Source organism: Pseudoalteromonas sp. S2721, assembly GCF_005887425.1.
In the GTDB taxonomy this organism is placed as follows: domain Bacteria; phylum Pseudomonadota; class Gammaproteobacteria; order Enterobacterales; family Alteromonadaceae; genus Pseudoalteromonas; species Pseudoalteromonas simplex.
The window spans coordinates 1-17747 of the sequence record NZ_PNCZ01000013.1; the positions used below are offsets into that span (position 1 = coordinate 1).

16 protein-coding genes and 1 tRNA gene are annotated in these 17747 nt (G+C 41.8%); 11 read left to right on the forward strand and 6 right to left on the reverse strand.

Annotated elements, in window-relative coordinates; genetic code table 11:
* Positions 1-42 precede the first annotated feature (42 nt).
* The 8 genes from CWC02_RS06255 (at position 43) to CWC02_RS06290 (ending at position 9678) form a co-directional block, all read left to right on the forward strand.
* A tRNA-Pro gene (locus CWC02_RS06255) sits at positions 43-119 on the forward strand.
* 410 nt (positions 120-529) lie between these two features.
* Entirely contained in the window at positions 530-1834 is a 1305-nt protein-coding gene (tig, locus tag CWC02_RS06260) for a trigger factor (RefSeq protein ID WP_054553149.1), read from the forward strand.
* A gap of 273 nt (positions 1835-2107) precedes the next feature.
* The gene (clpP, locus tag CWC02_RS06265) at positions 2108-2725 is read left to right on the forward strand and encodes an ATP-dependent Clp endopeptidase proteolytic subunit ClpP (RefSeq protein WP_054553148.1); all 618 of its coding nucleotides are present in this window, start codon (positions 2108-2110) and stop codon (positions 2723-2725) included.
* Positions 2726-2860: 135 nt separating this feature from the next.
* Entirely contained in the window at positions 2861-4144 is a 1284-nt protein-coding gene (gene clpX, locus CWC02_RS06270) for an ATP-dependent protease ATP-binding subunit ClpX (RefSeq protein ID WP_054553147.1), read from the forward strand.
* Positions 4145-4287: 143 nt separating this feature from the next.
* Positions 4288-6648, forward strand: coding sequence for an endopeptidase La (gene lon, locus CWC02_RS06275; protein ID WP_138617095.1), 2361 nt, complete (start codon positions 4288-4290; stop codon positions 6646-6648).
* A gap of 197 nt (positions 6649-6845) precedes the next feature.
* On the forward strand, positions 6846-7136 hold the full coding sequence (locus CWC02_RS06280) for an HU family DNA-binding protein (RefSeq protein ID WP_175580427.1): 291 nt from the start codon (positions 6846-6848) through the stop codon (positions 7134-7136).
* 158 nt (positions 7137-7294) lie between these two features.
* Positions 7295-9196: a peptidylprolyl isomerase gene (ppiD, locus tag CWC02_RS06285; RefSeq protein ID WP_138617097.1), complete on the forward strand. Its 1902-nt coding sequence runs from the start codon at positions 7295-7297 to the stop codon at positions 9194-9196.
* A gap of 83 nt (positions 9197-9279) precedes the next feature.
* Complete coding sequence (locus tag CWC02_RS06290) at positions 9280-9678, forward strand: GNAT family N-acetyltransferase (RefSeq protein WP_054553144.1); 399 nt, start codon at positions 9280-9282, stop codon at positions 9676-9678.
* 101 nt (positions 9679-9779) lie between these two features.
* On the opposite strand, the gene CWC02_RS06295 is transcribed toward CWC02_RS06290, so the two are convergent.
* From CWC02_RS06295 to pspF, 6 genes are read right to left on the reverse strand one after another with little or no spacing between them, the layout of a single operon-like run.
* Complete coding sequence (locus CWC02_RS06295) at positions 9780-10541, reverse strand: ATP-binding cassette domain-containing protein (RefSeq protein WP_054553143.1); 762 nt, start codon at positions 10539-10541, stop codon at positions 9780-9782.
* Complete coding sequence (locus tag CWC02_RS06300) at positions 10541-11533, reverse strand: peptide ABC transporter ATP-binding protein (protein ID WP_054553142.1); 993 nt, start codon at positions 11531-11533, stop codon at positions 10541-10543. The genes CWC02_RS06295 and CWC02_RS06300 overlap by 1 nt, the downstream gene beginning before the upstream one ends.
* A gap of 2 nt (positions 11534-11535) precedes the next feature.
* Entirely contained in the window at positions 11536-12429 is an 894-nt protein-coding gene (locus tag CWC02_RS06305; RefSeq protein ID WP_054553141.1) for an ABC transporter permease subunit, read from the reverse strand.
* A complete protein-coding gene (locus CWC02_RS06310) occupies positions 12416-13450 on the reverse strand; it encodes an ABC transporter permease (RefSeq protein ID WP_054553140.1) in 1035 nt (344 codons plus the stop codon). The genes CWC02_RS06305 and CWC02_RS06310 overlap by 14 nt, the downstream gene beginning before the upstream one ends.
* The gene (locus tag CWC02_RS06315; protein WP_138617099.1) at positions 13450-15057 is read right to left on the reverse strand and encodes an ABC transporter substrate-binding protein; all 1608 of its coding nucleotides are present in this window, start codon (positions 15055-15057) and stop codon (positions 13450-13452) included. Before CWC02_RS06315 ends, CWC02_RS06310 begins: the two co-directional genes overlap by 1 nt.
* 15 nt (positions 15058-15072) lie before the next feature.
* Positions 15073-16146 carry a phage shock protein operon transcriptional activator gene (gene pspF, locus CWC02_RS06320; RefSeq protein ID WP_054562065.1) on the reverse strand — a complete coding sequence of 358 codons (1074 nt, stop codon included), beginning with the start codon at positions 16144-16146 and terminating at the stop codon, positions 15073-15075.
* A 188-nt stretch (positions 16147-16334) separates the two neighbouring features.
* On the opposite strand from pspF, the gene pspA reads away from it, so the two are divergent.
* The 3 genes from pspA to pspC are packed head-to-tail and all read left to right on the forward strand — an operon-like array spanning position 16335 to position 17686.
* Entirely contained in the window at positions 16335-16997 is a 663-nt protein-coding gene (pspA, locus tag CWC02_RS06325) for a phage shock protein PspA (protein WP_138617101.1), read from the forward strand.
* A gap of 57 nt (positions 16998-17054) precedes the next feature.
* The gene (gene pspB / locus CWC02_RS06330; protein WP_036969793.1) at positions 17055-17288 is read left to right on the forward strand and encodes an envelope stress response membrane protein PspB; all 234 of its coding nucleotides are present in this window, start codon (positions 17055-17057) and stop codon (positions 17286-17288) included.
* The gene (pspC, locus tag CWC02_RS06335) at positions 17285-17686 is read left to right on the forward strand and encodes an envelope stress response membrane protein PspC (protein ID WP_054553136.1); all 402 of its coding nucleotides are present in this window, start codon (positions 17285-17287) and stop codon (positions 17684-17686) included. The genes pspB and pspC overlap by 4 nt, the downstream gene beginning before the upstream one ends.
* Positions 17687-17747: the final 61 nt, after the last annotated feature.

Sequence of the window (17747 nt, forward strand, 5' to 3'; positions counted from 1 at the left end):
GGGTTCGATCCCGCTAAGTAAACGCAATTTACTCTAAGATATCGGCGATTAGCGCAGTTTGGTAGCGCACTTGGTTTGGGTCCAAGGGGTCGCAGGTTCAAATCCTGCATCGCCGACCACTTTAAAAAAATTATGGTCAAAGAACGATTGGTTTGGGTATATCCAATTCAGTCGCAGGTTCAAATCCTGCATCGCCGACCACTTCTAAATTTCTAAATACATCCTTTAATTCAGCTTAATTCTCCTTTGTTATTTTGTTGCGTTCGTTTTTTACGCATTTGAACGCTGATTGCTGCTATATACGCCAAATAATTGCCCCCCAGACTCGACTATCATAAATATTAGGTTATAATGCCGCGTCTATTGTTTAACATAGTGCCCATAGGGGCAAAGCAGCAATGGTATCTCATGGTTACAATGCGCCGTTTTAAGTTGAAATTTTCAGCGTTAAAACTTGCTATCACTCATGGAGATCACCTTGTTTGTAAGGAAGGCGAACAGTCGCCAAAATTGAAGATTGAGGTAAATCATGCAAGTTTCTGTTGAGACGACTCAAGGCCTTGAGCGCCGTCTGACCATCACCGTTCCTGCAGAGAACGTTGAGACTGAAGTAAAAAAACGCTTACAACAACTGTCTAAAACCCAGCGTATCGATGGTTTCCGTCCTGGTAAAGTACCAGCGTCTATCATCAACAAGCGTTACGGTGCTGCAGTACGTCAAGAAGTTGCTGGCGAATTAATGCAACGCAACTACATCGAAGCAATCGTTTCTGAAAAAATTAACCCAGCTGGTTCACCTACTTTCGCTCCTAAAGCGTTAGAAGCTGGTAAAGATTTAGAATTCGATGCAACTTTCGAAGTTTACCCAGAAGTTGAAATCCAAGGTTTAGATAAAATCGCTGTTGAAAAGCCAGCTGTATCTGTAACTGACGAAGACCTAGCTAACATGCTAGAAACTCTACGTAAGCAACACGCTTCTTGGGCTGAAGTTGACGCAGCTGCTGGCGAGAACGATCGTGTAACTATCGACTTCGTTGGTTCTATCGAAGGCGAAGAGTTCGAAGGCGGTAAAGCTGAAGACTTCCCACTAGAACTTGGTCAAGGTCGTATGATCCCAGGTTTCGAAGACAACATCGTTGGCAAAAAAGCGGGCGAAGAAGTTGTTGCTGAAGTAACTTTCCCTGAAGAGTACCACGCTGAAAACCTTAAAGGTAAAGCAGCTACTTTCGCAATCACTGTTAAGAAAGTTGAAACTCAAGAGCTTCCTGAGCTTAACGACGAGTTCGCAACTAAATTCGGTGTAGCTGAAGGCGGTGTTGACGCTCTTAAAGAAGAAGTTAAAAAGAACATGACACGTGAGCTTGACCAAGCAGTTAAAGCTAACGTTAAAGATCAAGCTATCAAAGGTCTTTTAGCTAACAACGAAATCGAAGTGCCAAAAGCGCTAGTAGATCAAGAAATTGATGCACTACGTCAGCAAGCTGCACAACGTTTCGGTGGCGACGCTAAAAACATGCCTGAGCTTCCAGCTGAATTATTCCACGAGCAAGCTGTAACTCGCGTTAAGACTGGCCTATTACTAGGTGAAGTAATTAAAGCAAACGAGCTTAAAGTTGACGACGCTAAAGTTGAAGAGTTAATCGCAACTGTAGCTTCTGCATACGAAGATCCAACTGAAGTAGTAGAGTACTACAAAGCAAACGATCAGCTTATGCAGCAAATGCGCAACGTAGCGATGGAAGAGCAAGCAGTTGAAGCTATCCTAGCTAAAGCAAACGTGACTGACGTTGAAAAAGCATTCGACGACATCATGAATCCACAGCAAGGTGCTTAATAAGTCATTGACTTAAGCTCTCGCTAGCGATTAAATGGCTCGTGTTACCCTGTATTTATACAGCGTACTCGGGCCATTTTAGTTTGTGGTATCAGTTTCAAAAAAACCAACAATACTGATGTTATTTCAGAACTTTTTTCGACGAGGATTGAATTTGTTCTGATAAGTTCCTATATAGTTATAAAGATTGAATAGACAGCTTAATTTACATTAGTATAAATGTGCTTTCCTTATAGTAAGGATGAGTCGCAGCGGATAAGGAATTAAATAAGAATGAATAGCGGTATGATAGACCCTCTAAACGCACTAGTCCCTATGGTTGTCGAACAAACAGCTAAAGGTGAGCGCTCATATGATATTTACTCACGTCTTTTAAAAGAGCGCATTATTTTCTTAACTGGCCAAGTAGAAGATAACATGGCTAATTTGATTCTTGCGCAAATGCTGTTTTTAGAATCAGAAAACCCAGAAAAAGATATTTATCTTTATATCAATTCGCCAGGCGGTTCTGTGACTGCGGGTATGGCAATTTACGATACAATGAATTTTATCAAACCTGATGTAAGCACAATTTGTGTTGGCCAAGCGGCAAGCATGGGTGCATTTTTGCTATCAGGTGGTGCTAAAGGTAAGCGTTTTTGTTTACCTAACTCACGTGTAATGATCCACCAACCATTAGGTGGTTTCCAAGGTCAGGCATCTGACTTTGAAATTCATGCCCGTGAAATCTTATCAATTAAAGATAAGCTAAACCGTTTAATGGCTGAACATACTGGCCAGCCACTCGATGTGGTTTCTCGTGATACCGATCGCGACAACTTCATGAGCGCAAGCGAAGCGGTTGAATACGGCCTAGTTGATTCAGTATTTTCAAGCCGCGAATCGAAGTAATCTGAATAGCTAATAATAACGTATTGTTAGCTATCACCCTTTACTATGCGAAAACTAATATTCTTTGATATAGTTAAACATAGTGAATTAGCAGTGGCCTAGTGCTACTGCCAACGTAATAAATGAGGTAGCTGAATGTCTGACACTCCTACAGACGGCGACAAAAGTAATAAATTGTTATACTGCTCTTTCTGCGGCAAAAGCCAGCACGAAGTTCGCAAACTAATTGCTGGCCCTTCAGTATATATTTGTGATGAATGTGTTGAGCTGTGTAACGATATTATCAGGGAAGAAATCAAAGACATTGCGCCGAAGCATAATGCGTCTGATAAACTGCCTGTGCCGAAAGAAATTCGTAATCACTTAGATGATTACGTGATTGGCCAAGACCACGCGAAAAAAGTGCTGTCGGTTGCGGTATACAATCACTACAAACGTTTACGCAATCAAACAATCAATGCAGATATTGAGCTTGGTAAGAGTAATATTCTACTAATCGGTCCTACAGGTAGTGGTAAAACATTACTTGCTGAAACCATGGCTCGTTTACTTGATGTACCATTCACGATGGCGGATGCAACGACACTAACTGAAGCAGGTTATGTAGGTGAAGACGTTGAAAACATCATTCAAAAGCTGCTGCAAAAATGTGATTACGACGTAGAAAAAGCACAACGTGGTATTGTTTACATCGATGAAATCGACAAGATTTCTCGTAAGTCTGACAATCCATCGATCACCCGTGACGTATCGGGCGAAGGTGTACAACAAGCCTTACTTAAGCTAATTGAAGGGACGGTTGCATCTGTGCCACCACAAGGCGGCCGTAAGCATCCACAGCAAGAATTCTTGCAAGTTGATACATCTAAGATCCTATTTATCTGTGGCGGTGCGTTTGCTGGCCTAGATAAAGTGATTGAACAACGCAGCCATAAAAATACCGGTATTGGTTTTGGTGCTGAAGTTAAGCAATCATCAGGTAGCCGTAGTTTAAGTGAAACATTTAAAGATGTTGAACCAGAAGATTTAGTGAAATACGGTTTAATCCCTGAGTTCATTGGTCGTCTTCCAGTTGTTGCGACATTAACAGAACTAGATGAAGCAGCGCTTATTCAAATTCTTAGCGAACCAAAAAATGCATTAACTAAACAGTTCTCTGCATTGTTTGCGATGGAAGATGTTGAGCTTGAGTTCCGCGAAGATGCACTTAGCGCAATTGCTCATAAAGCAATGGAGCGTAAGACTGGTGCTCGTGGCTTGCGTTCAATCGTTGAAGGTGTATTACTTGATACTATGTATGAATTACCTTCGATGGATGATGTTAGCAAAGTGGTTATTGATGAAACCGTTATTAAAGGTGAATCAGACCCAATTTTGATTTACCAAAGCGGTAACCAAGACAAAGCTGCATCAGAATAAAGCTGTAATAGTTTAAAAGTTAAGCAGTTGAACACGAAAAAGGAGCCAAAGGCTCCTTTTTTTATAAATATGTTGAACTTTCCCTTACATATCCCCATATACTTGAGTAATCTTTAAAATAAATGAAGTGCGAAGAGAATATAATGACGCTTGAGAGAACAGATCGAGTCGAAATCCCCGTGTTGGCACTGCGCGATGTAGTGGTTTATCCACACATGGTGATCCCGCTATTTGTTGGTCGTGAAAAATCAATAAAATGCCTAGAAGCGGCGATGGACAAGGACAAACAAATTTTCCTAGTGGCGCAAAAAGACGCCTCTGTTGATGATCCGCAGCAAGATGATATCTACCGTGTTGGCACCATTGCCACAGTACTTCAGTTATTAAAGTTACCTGATGGCACCGTTAAAGTGCTTGTTGAAGGCATACAACGTGCGAGCGTTGAAACGTTTTTAGATAACGATGATTTCTTTGTTGCTGAAGCACAGTTCATCGAATCAAGCCATATCGACGAGCAAGAACAAGATATCTTTATTCGCAGCGCAATTAGCCAATTTGAAGGCTATGTAAAGCTTAATAAGAAGATCCCACCTGAAGTACTTACTTCTGTGTCAGGCATCGATGAAGCTGCGCGTCTTGCTGATACCATGGCAGCACACATGCCGCTTAAGGTACCTGAAAAGCAAAAAGTGCTTGAGATTGCCGATGTGACTGAGCGTCTTGAATACTTAATGGCGCTGATGGAAGGCGAGATTGACTTACTGCAAGTTGAGAAAAAAATCCGTACTCGCGTGAAAAAGCAGATGGAAAAGTCGCAGCGTGAGTATTACCTCAACGAGCAAATGAAAGCGATTCAAAAAGAGCTTGGCGAACTTGATGATGTACCCGATGAATTCGAAGCAATTAAAAAACGCATCGAAGAGTCTGGTATGCCTAAAGAAGCGCAAGAGAAAGCAAACGCTGAGTTATCTAAATTAAAAATGATGTCGCCGATGTCGGCGGAAGCAACCGTCGTGCGCTCTTATATTGACACGCTAATCAATGTACCTTGGAAAAAACGCTCTAAGGTGAAAAAAGACTTAGCTGGCGCACAAAAGATTTTAGATAGTGACCATTACGGCTTAGATAAAGTTAAAGAACGTATTATTGAGTATCTAGCGGTGCAACAGCGCACTAACAAGCTAAAAGGCCCAATTTTATGTTTAGTGGGTCCTCCTGGTGTAGGTAAGACTTCACTAGGTCAGTCAATCGCACGCTCTACAGGTCGTAAATATGTGCGTATGGCATTAGGTGGCGTTCGTGATGAAGCGGAAATCCGCGGTCACCGCCGTACTTACATTGGTTCTATGCCAGGTAAGTTAATCCAGAATATGACTAAAGTTGGCGTAAAGAACCCATTATTCTTATTAGATGAAATCGATAAGATGTCATCAGATATGCGTGGCGACCCAGCATCAGCATTACTTGAAGTACTTGATCCTGAGCAAAACAGCCATTTTGCTGATCACTACTTAGAAGTTGATTACGACTTATCTGACGTAATGTTTGTGGCAACATCAAATAGCTTTAATATCCCAGGTCCATTATTAGACCGAATGGAAGTTATTCGCCTTTCGGGTTACACCGAAGACGAGAAACTTAACATTGCTAAGCAACACTTGATCCCAAAACAAGTTAAGCGCAATGGCTTAAAAGAGCATGAAGTTGAAATTGCTGACAGTGCAATCATTGGCATTATCCGCTACTACACACGTGAAGCGGGCGTTCGTAACTTAGAGCGTGAAGTGTCAAAACTATGCCGTAAAGCAGTTAAAAACATCCTGCTTGATAAAGACACTAAAAAGGTCCTTATCGACGATAACAACCTTGAAGAGTTCTTAGGCGTTCAACGCTTTGATTATGGTAAAGCTGAAGACGGTGACCGTATTGGCCAAGTAACGGGTCTTGCGTGGACTGAAGTAGGTGGTGATTTACTGACTATTGAATCAGCAGCTGTACCAGGTAAAGGCAAGCTAACTTACACAGGTTCGCTTGGTGATGTAATGCAAGAGTCAATTCAGGCTGCGATGACGGTTGTTCGTAATCGTGCTGAAAAACTTCGCATTAATAGCGACTTCTATGAGAAACGTGACATTCATGTTCACGTGCCAGAAGGTGCAACACCAAAAGATGGCCCAAGTGCTGGTATTGCCATGGTAACTGGTTTGGTATCGAGCTTAACGGGTAATCCAGTGCGCTCAGATGTAGCAATGACAGGTGAAATCACATTACGTGGTGAAGTATTACCAATTGGTGGCTTAAAAGAAAAGCTACTGGCAGCGCATCGTGGTGGAATTAAAACCGTAATTATTCCAAAAATTAACGAACGTGACTTAAAAGAGATCCCAGACAACGTATTAGAGGGCCTTGAAATTCACCCAGTTACATGGATTGATGACGTTTTAAAACTGGCTTTGAAGCACCCAGTAGAGAGTTTTTCTGTCGAAACTGAAAAAAACCAGTAAAAAACCGCAAAAAAGTGCATTTAGGGGCTTTTCAAATACAAAGGGTATGATAAGTTAAGCACTAGTTTTCAAGCCTAGGCCTTATGTGGCCTAGGGTTGAGAAAAATATAATAAACTGAGCATAAACTTAATTTGCTCATAAATTTTCAAAACAGTGATGTTATTTTTTATAAAAACAATCGCTCTTGATAATAACAATGAAAGAGGATGATATTGTGAATAAATCTCAATTAATCGATCAAATCGCAGCTGACGCTGACATTTCTAAAGCGGCTGCAGGTCGTGCACTAGATTCATTCATCGAGGCTGTTTCAGGCGCTCTTAAAGATGGCGATTCAGTAGCGCTAGTTGGCTTTGGTACTTTCTCTGTACGTGAGCGTGCAGCGCGTTCAGGTCGTAACCCGCAAACTGGTGAGACTATCCAGATTGCTGCAGCAAACATTCCTTCTTTCAAAGCAGGTAAAGCGCTGAAAGACGCAGTAAACTAATCATTAAAGATTAGTTGGTGAGAGATACCTAATCACACTTAAATTGAATTTAGGTAACTTATCACCAGTTACTTCAAGTGAAAAAGCGTATCTGGTAAGATACGCTTTTTTTACATGAGCAGGGTTAATTTGTACCTGATCAGAATAGAGATAGATAAATGCTTGAGAAAATCAGAGAAGGTTCGCAGGGACCTGCAGCCAAAATTATATTAGGCGCGGTGATTTTATCTTTTGCTTTAGCTGGGATCGGTGGTTATTTAGGACAAACCACAGAGCAACCCGTTGCAGAAGTAAATGGAGTTAAAATTAGCCAAACCGAATTCAGCCGTGCATACCAAAACGAACGTAACCGTTTAGAACAACAATTTGGTGAATACTTTGCACAAATCGCTGCTGATCCAAATTACATGGCACAAATTCGCCAAGGCGTAATCGACCGTTTAGTACAACAAGAATTGCAAACTCAACTAGCGGCAGAATTAGGTCTTCGTGTAAGCGACGAAAGTGTTCGTAAAGCAATTTTAGAAATGCCTTACTTCCAAGTAGGCGGCCAGTTTAGCAACGACCGCTACTTACAAGTTATTCGTCAAATGAATTTCCAACCAGATGCTTTCCGTGAATATTTACGTGAAGACATGACACGCAGCCAATTAGTGGGTGCAGTAGCTGGTACTGATTTCATCTTAGAAAATGAATTAAACAACAGCGTTGCTCTACAACAGCAAACGCGAAGTATTGATTACTTAGTTGTTACTAAAGAATCATTACAAGCTGGTATCGAAGTAACAGAGCAAGAAATTGCTGATTACTATGAGTTGAATCAACCGCAATTCTTAGCACCAGAGCAAGTGTCTGTAAGCTACATTGACTTAAATGCAGCAAGCTTAACGCTTGATTCAAGTGTTTCAGAAGAAGATATCAAAGCTTACTATGATCAAAACAGTGCACAGTATGTTGAGCCTGAAAAACGTCGTGTATCGCACATCTTAATTGATAACAGCGAAGACGATGATGCAGCAAAAGCGAAAGCTGAAGAGCTACTAACGCAGTTACAAAACGGTGCTGATTTTGCTGAGCTAGCTGAGTCTTCTTCTGATGACGTAGTGAGTGCAGAAATGGGCGGCGACCTAGACTGGATTGAACGTGACATGATGGATCCTGCGTTTGAAGATGCAACGTATGCACTTGAAAGCAAAGGCGACATTTCTGACGTTGTAGAATCAGAGTTTGGTTATCACATCATCAAACTTACTGATATTCAAACACAGCAAGTTAAACCATATGCTGACGTAAAAGATGAGCTTCGCGCTGAACTTGAGCGTACTAAGAAAATTAATGCATTCTATGAAAAGCAAACTCAAATGGGTGAGCTTGCGTTCGAAATTTCAGATACTTTAATTGATGCCGCAGAAGCAGCAGGCGTTGAAGTGCAGAAAACAGAACTTTTGACTCGCAATGCATTACCTGAGCCGCTAAACAACCCACAAGTTGTTACTGCTATTTTCTCACCTGAAGTGTTAGAAGATCGTATGAACTCAGAAGTAATTGAAGTAGGCGATGAACATGCTGTTGTTGTTCGTGTAAACGATCACAAAGCTGCGACTACGAAAGCACTAGCAGATGTGTCTGAGCAAATTAAAGCGACGTTAGTTTCACAAAAAGCATCGGAGCTTGCTAAAGATAAAGCACGCACTCTATACGCTGAGATCGAAGCTGGTAAGAGCCTAAACGAAGTTGCACAAGCTGAAGGCCTAACAGTACGCCAAGAAGCTGCACTTGCTCGTCAAGCTTACACAGTGTCACCAGCTATTGTTCAACAAGCTTTCAAAATGGCTCACCCACAAGGTGCACCAGAGGTTGAAGTTGTTGACCTAAACAATGGCGATGCGGCAATTGTTGCGCTAAAAGCAGTTAATCCAGCAGCTGATGTTGAGATTAATGAGCAACAAAAGCAAAACATCACGATGGCTCAAGTGAATAAAAACTACATGGTATTTATTGCAGCACTAAAAGCACAAGCTGAAGTGCAAGTACCAAAAGCGACTCAAGCTGCTGAATAATTAGCAAACTGAGTTAAATAAAAGGCGCCTATTGGCGCCTTTTTTGTTACCGTTAAAGGTAATGCAAGTTATAAGGAGCTTTTATGGAGTACAGTCTAATAGAGCAGCTACCAAGCGCAGAAGAATACTGTGATATGCGCCTTAAAGCTGGCTTATCAGCACGTTCATTAGCGGCTGCAAAGGCGGGGTTACCAAACTCTCTTTATGCTATTTGTATTCGTAAAAACGATGAGTTGATTGGCATGGGCCGCGTTATTGGTGATGGCGGCTGTAATTTTGAAGTGGTTGATATTGCTGTATCACCTGAATATCAAGGGCAAGGGTTAGGGCGTGTCATTATGGAACATGTTGACCGCTACATTGAATCTGCCGCTTATGAAGGTAGTTACGTCACTATGGTCGCTGACAAACCTGGCTTTTACGAAAAGCTTGGCTACAAGTTTGTCGCACCACAAAGCCAAGGGATGTATAAAAAGTTTTGATATGAGTAAAGCTGCAAGGGGAGTGATCGAATCACTCAGTAGGAGGCGTTTTAACGCCGAATCAAACTGACAGCTTACGGCTGATAGCTGACAGCTCACTATCAACAGTTCAACAACTTCTGCGTCACCACCGATTGGGGATCTTGGAAAATCGCTTCGGTTTGGCCGTATTCAACAATCTCACCGTGATCAAGTACCACAAGTTGGTCGCTAATATGACGCACCAAACTTAGGTGATGCGTAATAAGTACATAGCTAAGGCCTGTGTCTTTTTGTAGACGTAGCAATAAGTTTACCGTTTGTGCGCGTACAGACGGGTCAAGGGACGATAACGCTTCATCGAGCACGACAACCTTAGGGTCTAAAATTAAAGCCCGTGCAAGCGCTATACGTTGTAATTGACCACTACTAAACATATGCGGGTAATAGTGCTGGTGATCTAAAAGCAAGCCCACTTTTGCGAGGGTTTGCTTTATTTTATCTTCACGCTCTTCTTTGTTTAAATCAGTGTTGTACTGTAAACAGTCATTGAGCATATCGCCAATGGTTAAACCTGGATTCAAAGACGCTTCAGAGTCTTGGAAAATCAACCTAATATGGCGACAGTCGTTATCACGCAAGCCATCATTTTCGATGATATTGCCATCAAGTAGAATTTGCCCTTTATCTGCGTTATCAGCCCCAGCAAGCAATTTGGCGAGAGTACTTTTACCTGAGCCTGTTTCACCAATAATGGCGATCGTCTCGCCTTGCCCTAAGCAAAACGAAATATCTTTTAATACAGTAAAGCTTCTACGTGAAAATAAACCGGCACGCAAATTAAAACTCTTTGATAATGCTTGAACTTTGAGTAGGGGCTGCATTATTTCATCGCCTTAATTAATGGGAAATGACAGGCGTAACTCTGGCTATGATGCTTGGTCAATTTCGGGGTAACGACACACTCTTTTTGTGCTTGTGGGCAACGTGGGCCTAAGCGGCAGCCAATAGGTAAATGTTGTAAAGTTGGAATGGTGCCTTTTAAAGCATAAAACGGCTCTTTGTGAGCAAGCCCTTGCTCATAATCAGGCAAACTTTTTAACAGTGCTTGGGTATAAGGATGTCGCGGCTGGCTAAAAATTTTGTTAGTCGGCCCAGCTTCAACCATCTGACCGCAGTATAAAACATGCATGCCATGAGACCACTCTACAATTTCCTCAAGCTCGTGAGAGATCATCAAAATCGACATGTTCTTTAGCTGGTTTAAGCTTTTTAGCAGTCTAAATACTTGCGCACGCGTGGTGCTCTCAAGAGCGGTAGTTGGCTCATCGGCAATCAATAGTTTTGGGGTACGCGCAATGGCCATGGCAATCATCACTTTTTGACAAATACCTTCAGAGAGCTCATGAGGGTAGCTGTCTAGCACCTTCTTATGGTCTTTAATACCAACCTTGTGGATTAACGCTTTTACTCTGTCTTTTCGTTGTCTGTTTCGTTTTAAGAAAAAACCACTGGTTGCTTGTTCAGGTAAGGTCTCGGCAATTTGGTCGAATATCTTGGCAGTTGGATCTAGGCAGCGGCTTGGATCTTGGTAGATCATAGCAATGTCTTGACCTACGAGTTTACGGCGTTGCTCGTTAGATAAGCGCATTAAATCCACGCCACGCCAATGCATGCGGTCTGCAGTGATATGCCAACGTTTGTTTAAAACTCCAACAATGGCTTTTGCAATTAAGCTTTTACCTGAGCCAGACTCACCAACCAAAGCATGTACTTCGCCTTCTTTTAAGGTCATGCTGACTCTATCCACCGCACGAATCACGGTATCTGAAGTGCGTAACTCTATAGTGAGGTTACGAATATCGAGTAATTGCATAATTAGTCGGCCTTACGTTCTTTAAGCACTTGGCGTAAACCGTCACCTACTAAATTGGTAGACAGCACTGCTAAAAATAATAATACGCCTGGTAAGCCAACAGTCCAAGGGGCAAGGTAAATTAAACCTAGATTTTCAGCCAAAATAGCGCCCCATTCTGTGGTGGGGGGCTGGGCGCCCAATTTTAAAAAGCCAAGTGCCGAGATATCCAAAATCGCAGTAGAAAGCGCCATGGTAAAAATAACCACAATATGCTCGTAAATGTTCGGAAAAATACCACGAGCAAGAATATGCCAATTGGATGCGCCATCAAGCTTGAATGCTGTAATGTAATCTTTGTTCAGCTCTTCGACAATTAAGTTACGCACCGAGTGAATAAACTGAGGCAATAAAGCTAATATAATCGCCCAAACTGTATTCATTAGACCAGGGCCAAGAATCGCAATAATAATGATGGCCAGTAATAATGATGGAATTGATAAGGTAATATCAAGCAAGTGATTTAAAAAGCTTGAGCGAATACCTTTGCTAATGCCAGCAAAGGTGCCCACTAACACACCTATCACTGTGGTGATCAAAGCTGCGACAACCGATAAACCAAAGGTGTAAGTTGCACCATTCATTAAACGTGACAATACATCTCGGCCTAAATCGTCGGTGCCTAATAAAAAGCGTACGTCACCTGCATCATGCCACGATGGCGGTAATAGCAGTGCATCGCTGTGTTGCTGGTTCACGCCATAAGGTGCAAGGAGTGGTGCAGACACTGCCAGTAACACTAAAGCAATAAACAACCATAAGCCTACAAGGGCAGGGTGATTGGTTTTAAATTTCTTCCAAAATCGCGCTAACGGCGATTTATTCGACTCTTCAGAGAATAAATTAAACTTTGCCATGTGCTTGGTTCCGCGATAATGGGTCGAATAAGGTATAAGTGAGCTCAGCAATAATGGTAGCTAAAATAACGAACATAGAAACAGCGAGTAAGCCACCTTGAATTGCAGGGTAGTCACGCTGATAAATACTATCGATAAGCCAACGACCAATGCCCGGCCATGAGAAAATAACCTCGGTGATCATCGCAAGGGTGATCAAGGTACTAAACTGTAGACCTATTTGTTTAATCACCGGTAGCAGCGCATTACGCAGAGCGTGGTGAATAATCAGCTGCGCACGGTTTAAGCCCTTTGCGCGCGCTGTTTTAATATAACTTTGATCGAGTACTTTCAGCATTGAATCACGGGTAAAGCGAACTAGTACTGTGGTCGGATACATAGCAAGTACTATGGTAGGTAGTGTTAAATGATGGATTGCATCTAAAAATGCCATGCCATCATAGGGGAAATCAGCTAAAAAGATATCAATAAGTATAAAGCCGGTAACTGGTTCTATTTCGTAAAGAAGGCCCATTCGGCCCGACATAGGAAACCAGCCTAGTTGCAGGGAAAACACCATAATTAGTAACAATGCTAACCAAAAAACGGGCATTGAATAGCCAAAAAGTGTGCCGGAATTTATCAGTTTATCAGGCCAACGTTTGTAGTAGGCAGCGGCTAAAATACCACTTGGTACGCCAACTATGACGGATACAATGAGCGCATAAAGACTCAATTCGAGTGTTGCTGGAAATAAGTCTTTTATATGTTGAAATACACTCTCACCAGATGCAAAAGAAATTCCCCAATCCCCCTGAATAATGCGTTCTAAAAAGGCAAAGTATTGCACCACGTAGTTGTCGGTAAAGTGAAACTTTTCCTCTAACACACTGGTTTGCGAGAACGTACTATTAGTAATACCGCTTAAGTTAGTTAGCGCATCACCCGGGAACATAAAGCTCAATGAAAAGGTAAAAATACTCAGCGTCAGCATCATAAACATTAACAACGCTAGACGACGAAGAATATAATCAAGGATCATTATTCTTTCCTCGCGTTAGCTAGTGAAATGCCGCCGAATGGGCTTAAATTTATACCTTTTACGTCACTACTTGCTGCTTGAAAGCGCATACCATGGGCTATCGGCAAAATAGGCAGCTCTTGCACTATGATCCGCTGTGCCTGATTGTAGTATTGTTTTCGTTTTTCAAGATCTGTGGTGTCGAGGGCTTGAGTAAGTAATAAATCAAATTCAGGATGACACCAATTGGCAGGGTTTTTACCACTAAATGTTGCGGTGCAACTTAACAATGGGCTCATAAAATTATCAGGATCTGGCGTATCAGCAGCCCAACCAAGTAACACACTATCGTGTCTATGCTCACCAACGCGTTGTAAAAAGGTGTTCCACTCATACTCGACGATATTAACGTTTACACCAATCTTGCGTAAATCACTTTGCATCAGCTCAGCCATTTTACGGGCGTTTGGATTATAAATACGGCTTACCGGCATAGCCCAAATATTCATATCAAAGCCATTTTTGTAGCCAGCTTCTGCGAGCAAGGTTTTGGCAAGAGCTGGGTTAAATTCAGGCATGGCTTTTTGCGCTTCAAATGCCCACGAAGCCGGAGGCAGTAATGACTGCGCTTTAATGCCGTTACCGTAATACACCGCTTGCATGATTTTATCGACATCAATGGCGCTGGCGAGTGCTTGGCGTACACGTACATCATCAAAAGGCGGGCGCTCAGTATTAAAGGCCCAGTAACCAATATTTAAGTTTTGCTCTTTTTGAACTTTTATGTCTTCACGTTGCGATAAAATACTTAGCTGCGCGCTGCTTGGGTGCGCAGTCACATCACACTCTTTAGTGAGCATTTTCGCAACGCGAGTGGTGCCGTTTGGCGTAATGTCATACACCAGTTGTTCAAGTGCTACAGGATGTTTCCAGTAGTCAGGGTTGCGATAATAGCGAATTAAGCGGTCTCGACGATATTCTTTATATACATAAGGGCCAGTACCCACAGGGTATTGGTCAAATAAGTTTTCTTGGTTTCGCTCTTTAAGCTGCATGGCGTATTCTTCCGATAACACCACGGCAAAATCGGTTGCAAGGTTTGCTAAAAAGCTGCTTTCAGCATTATAAAGCTCAAACCGTACTTGGTAATCAGAAACACGCACAATACGACGAATAAGCTGATCAATACCCACACTTTGAAAATAAGGGTAACTGGCATCGCCAACAAAGTGGTAAGGGTTATAAACGTCAAATAAGCGGCTGAAAGTAAAAATTACATCATCAGCGTTAAAATCACGGCTTGGGGTAAAGTATTTTGTGGTATGAAATTTAACCCCTTTACGCAGGGTAAAGGTAATTGCTTTGCCGTCAGGGCTAATTTTCCAATCAGTTGCCAGCTCTGCTTTAAACTCGGCAGACACCGGATCAATACTTAACAGGCGATCATAAAGCTGATTGGCGATAATATCGATAGTCGAACCTGTCGTTGTCACTTGTGGATTAAACGACACAGGGTTTGCTTCAGCGCAATAGACTAAGCCCTGGTTTTTTTGTTCTGTGGTTTTTTCTTCGTTATCTAGGCAGCCTACTAAGCACACCAAAGACAAAGCAAGTAACGGTTTAAACACCTGATTAGCCTCTAACTATTGCTGCTGATCTAATAAATTGTATTTTTTCAAATAGCCACGTAATTGATGATACGTTAATTCTAAGTGTTCTGCAGTTTTCTTTTGGTTAAATTGGCTATGTTCAAGCGCTTTTTTAATGACATCAATTTCAAAGTCGTTAGATAGCTGCTTTAAATTACAAGGAAATTGAATGTCGGGCTTATTGAGTGTCACAACGTCTTGATTTTGTGTCGTGGCGATAGGCGCAGCTTCGACGTTTGCAACAGGGGCACTGCTAACGGCAGCTTTAACGCGCTGTTTAGGTCTAAATTTACTCGCAAATGGATCTAAAATAATCTGGTGAACGGGAATATGTTCGTTACCATGACGATATAAGCTACGTTCAACCACATTCTTTAATTCACGAATATTACCCGGCCACTCATAAGATTGTAGCGTTTCGATGGCGCTACGCGTAAAGCCACTAAATAGCTCCCACTCAAGGTCGCGAGCCATGTTAATTGCAAATTGTTCTGCCAATAACATGATATCTTCTTGGCGTTCACGCAGCGGGGGCAGGGTAATAACATCAAAAGCGAGGCGGTCGAGTAAGTCGCTTCTAAATTCGCCTTGCTCAGCTAGGGTTGGTAAATCTTCATTGGTCGCACAGACTAAACGGGTATCGACTTTAACGGTTTGCTTACCACCAACGCGTTCAAACTCGCCGTATTCAATAACGCGTAGTAGTTTTTCTTGTACCATCGCCGAGGTGTTGGCTAATTCATCAAGGAATAGCGTACCGCCATTAGCACGCTCAAAGCGGCCTTCGTGGCGTTTACTGGCACCGGTGAATGCGCCACTTTCATGACCAAATAATTCACTTTCGAGCAGGTTTTCGTTAAGCGCTGCACAGTTAAGCTTTATATAGTTTTGATCCCAACGCTTAGATAAGAAGTGCAAACGGGCAGCAATGAGTTCTTTACCCGTACCGCGCTCACCAATAATAAGGACCGGCTTTTCTAAACTAGCTAGTTGCGAAACTTGATCAAGTACACTTAAAAAACTGTCAGATTGGCCGAGTAAATTATCCTGTTGGCGAAATTGGCTCATATTCCCTAACTCTTAGTCATTTTTACTAAGATCTAGTGTATTTCATTATCTATTAGAACTAAAGAAATTTATAAATTTAGTTTAACTGTTTGAATATATTAAGTTATTCTAAGTTTATAAAAGTTGGCAAGCATATTGATACTAGATATACCAACTGATTAAGTTAAAACACCAAAGAGGTAAATGTTATGGGAATTTTTTCACGTTTTGCAGACATCGTTAATTCTAATATCAATGCCATCTTAGATAAAGCAGAAGACCCAGAAAAAATGGTTCGCCTGATCATCCAAGAGATGGAAGATACATTAGTAGAAGTTCGCTCTACATCAGCAAAAACACTTGCTGAGAAAAAAGAGCTAGTACGTCGCGTTGAAACTTTAAAAGTTCAAGTTGCAGACTGGCAAGAAAAAGCTGAATTAGCACTAAGTAAAGACCGTGATGATTTAGCGCGTGCAGCACTGATTGAAAAGCAAAAGTCAGCAGATGCAGTCTCAGCGGTTGAAATTGAGCTTGAGCATGTAGAGTCTCACATCGAGAAACTACAGCAAGAAGTCAGCACGTTACAAGAGAAGCTAGCTGATGCAAAAGCGCGTCAAAAAGCAATCATCTTACGTCAACGCTCTGCTGAGTCACGTCTTGAAGTTAAAAAAGCACTCGACAGCTCTAAAGTTGAAGACGCTTTAAACCGCTTCGAACGTTACGAAACTAAGATCGATGGTCTAGAATCACAAATAGAGTCTTATGATCTTGGTAAAAAATCATTAGCTGACGAAATTGCTGGTCTTCAGCAAGACGAAAAGATTGATGATGAGCTCGCTGAGCTTAAGAAAAAACTAGCAGATAAAAAATAATAAATGGGGGCATGTCCCCCAATGCTTAAACACATAACGGATTGACAGGAGAGTACCATGTTCGACGCAGAAGTTTTGATGGCACCGATTATTGTTTTTATGGTGGTTGTTGCCCCACTTTGGCTAATTTTACATTACCGTAGTAAAAAACAAGTGAGCCAAGGTTTAAGTGAACACGAGCACCGCCAATTATTAGAGCTTGCACAAAAAGCAGATAAAATGGCAGAGCGTGTTGAAACATTAGAAGCCTTACTTGATCAAGAGGCTCCGCAGTGGAGACGTAAAGTATGAGTATCAAACGCGAACTTTATAAAGATCCTGAACGTGGCAAGTTAGGTGGTGTATGTGCAGGTATCAGTGATTACTTTAACATGGAGCTTTGGCTGGTACGTATCTTAGTTGTTTCGGCAGCGTTATTATCAGGTGGTCAATTTATTGTTGTTGCTTACATTGCTGCTTGGTTTATTTTAGATAAAAAACCGACAGAAAAAACAGAGAAAAGCACAGACAGCATTCACCAAGACCCGCTTGAAGTAAAATTTAAAGTATGGCAAAAAGGGGAACCACCTCGCCGTGCATTGCAAGACTTAAAAGATCGTCTTGCTCGAGTTGATGGTCGTTTACAAGAGATGGAACGCTATGTCACATCAACAGAATTTACGGTTAGCCGTGAAATCAACAAACTTTAAAGGATATATACGCACCTTGTTTGCTTCGTGATACCCAGCGCAAATAAGGTGCTAGACACTT

Coding starts and splice junctions, on each gene's coding strand:
- pspA (WP_138617101.1), top strand. CDS start 16,335: ATGGGAATTTTTTCACGTTTTGCAGACATCGTTAATTCTAATATCAAT.
- CWC02_RS06305 (WP_054553141.1), bottom strand. CDS start 12,429: ATGGCAAAGTTTAATTTATTCTCTGAAGAGTCGAATAAATCGCCGTTA.
- CWC02_RS06280 (WP_175580427.1), top strand. CDS start 6,846: ATGAAAGAGGATGATATTGTGAATAAATCTCAATTAATCGATCAAATC.
- pspC (WP_054553136.1), top strand. CDS start 17,285: ATGAGTATCAAACGCGAACTTTATAAAGATCCTGAACGTGGCAAGTTA.
- clpX (WP_054553147.1), top strand. CDS start 2,861: ATGTCTGACACTCCTACAGACGGCGACAAAAGTAATAAATTGTTATAC.
- CWC02_RS06295 (WP_054553143.1), bottom strand. CDS start 10,541: ATGCAGCCCCTACTCAAAGTTCAAGCATTATCAAAGAGTTTTAATTTG.
- CWC02_RS06300 (WP_054553142.1), bottom strand. CDS start 11,533: ATGCAATTACTCGATATTCGTAACCTCACTATAGAGTTACGCACTTCA.
- CWC02_RS06310 (WP_054553140.1), bottom strand. CDS start 13,450: ATGATCCTTGATTATATTCTTCGTCGTCTAGCGTTGTTAATGTTTATG.
- lon (WP_138617095.1), top strand. CDS start 4,288: ATGACGCTTGAGAGAACAGATCGAGTCGAAATCCCCGTGTTGGCACTG.
- pspB (WP_036969793.1), top strand. CDS start 17,055: ATGTTCGACGCAGAAGTTTTGATGGCACCGATTATTGTTTTTATGGTG.
- CWC02_RS06290 (WP_054553144.1), top strand. CDS start 9,280: ATGGAGTACAGTCTAATAGAGCAGCTACCAAGCGCAGAAGAATACTGT.
- ppiD (WP_138617097.1), top strand. CDS start 7,295: ATGCTTGAGAAAATCAGAGAAGGTTCGCAGGGACCTGCAGCCAAAATT.
- tig (WP_054553149.1), top strand. CDS start 530: ATGCAAGTTTCTGTTGAGACGACTCAAGGCCTTGAGCGCCGTCTGACC.
- clpP (WP_054553148.1), top strand. CDS start 2,108: ATGAATAGCGGTATGATAGACCCTCTAAACGCACTAGTCCCTATGGTT.
- pspF (WP_054562065.1), bottom strand. CDS start 16,146: ATGAGCCAATTTCGCCAACAGGATAATTTACTCGGCCAATCTGACAGT.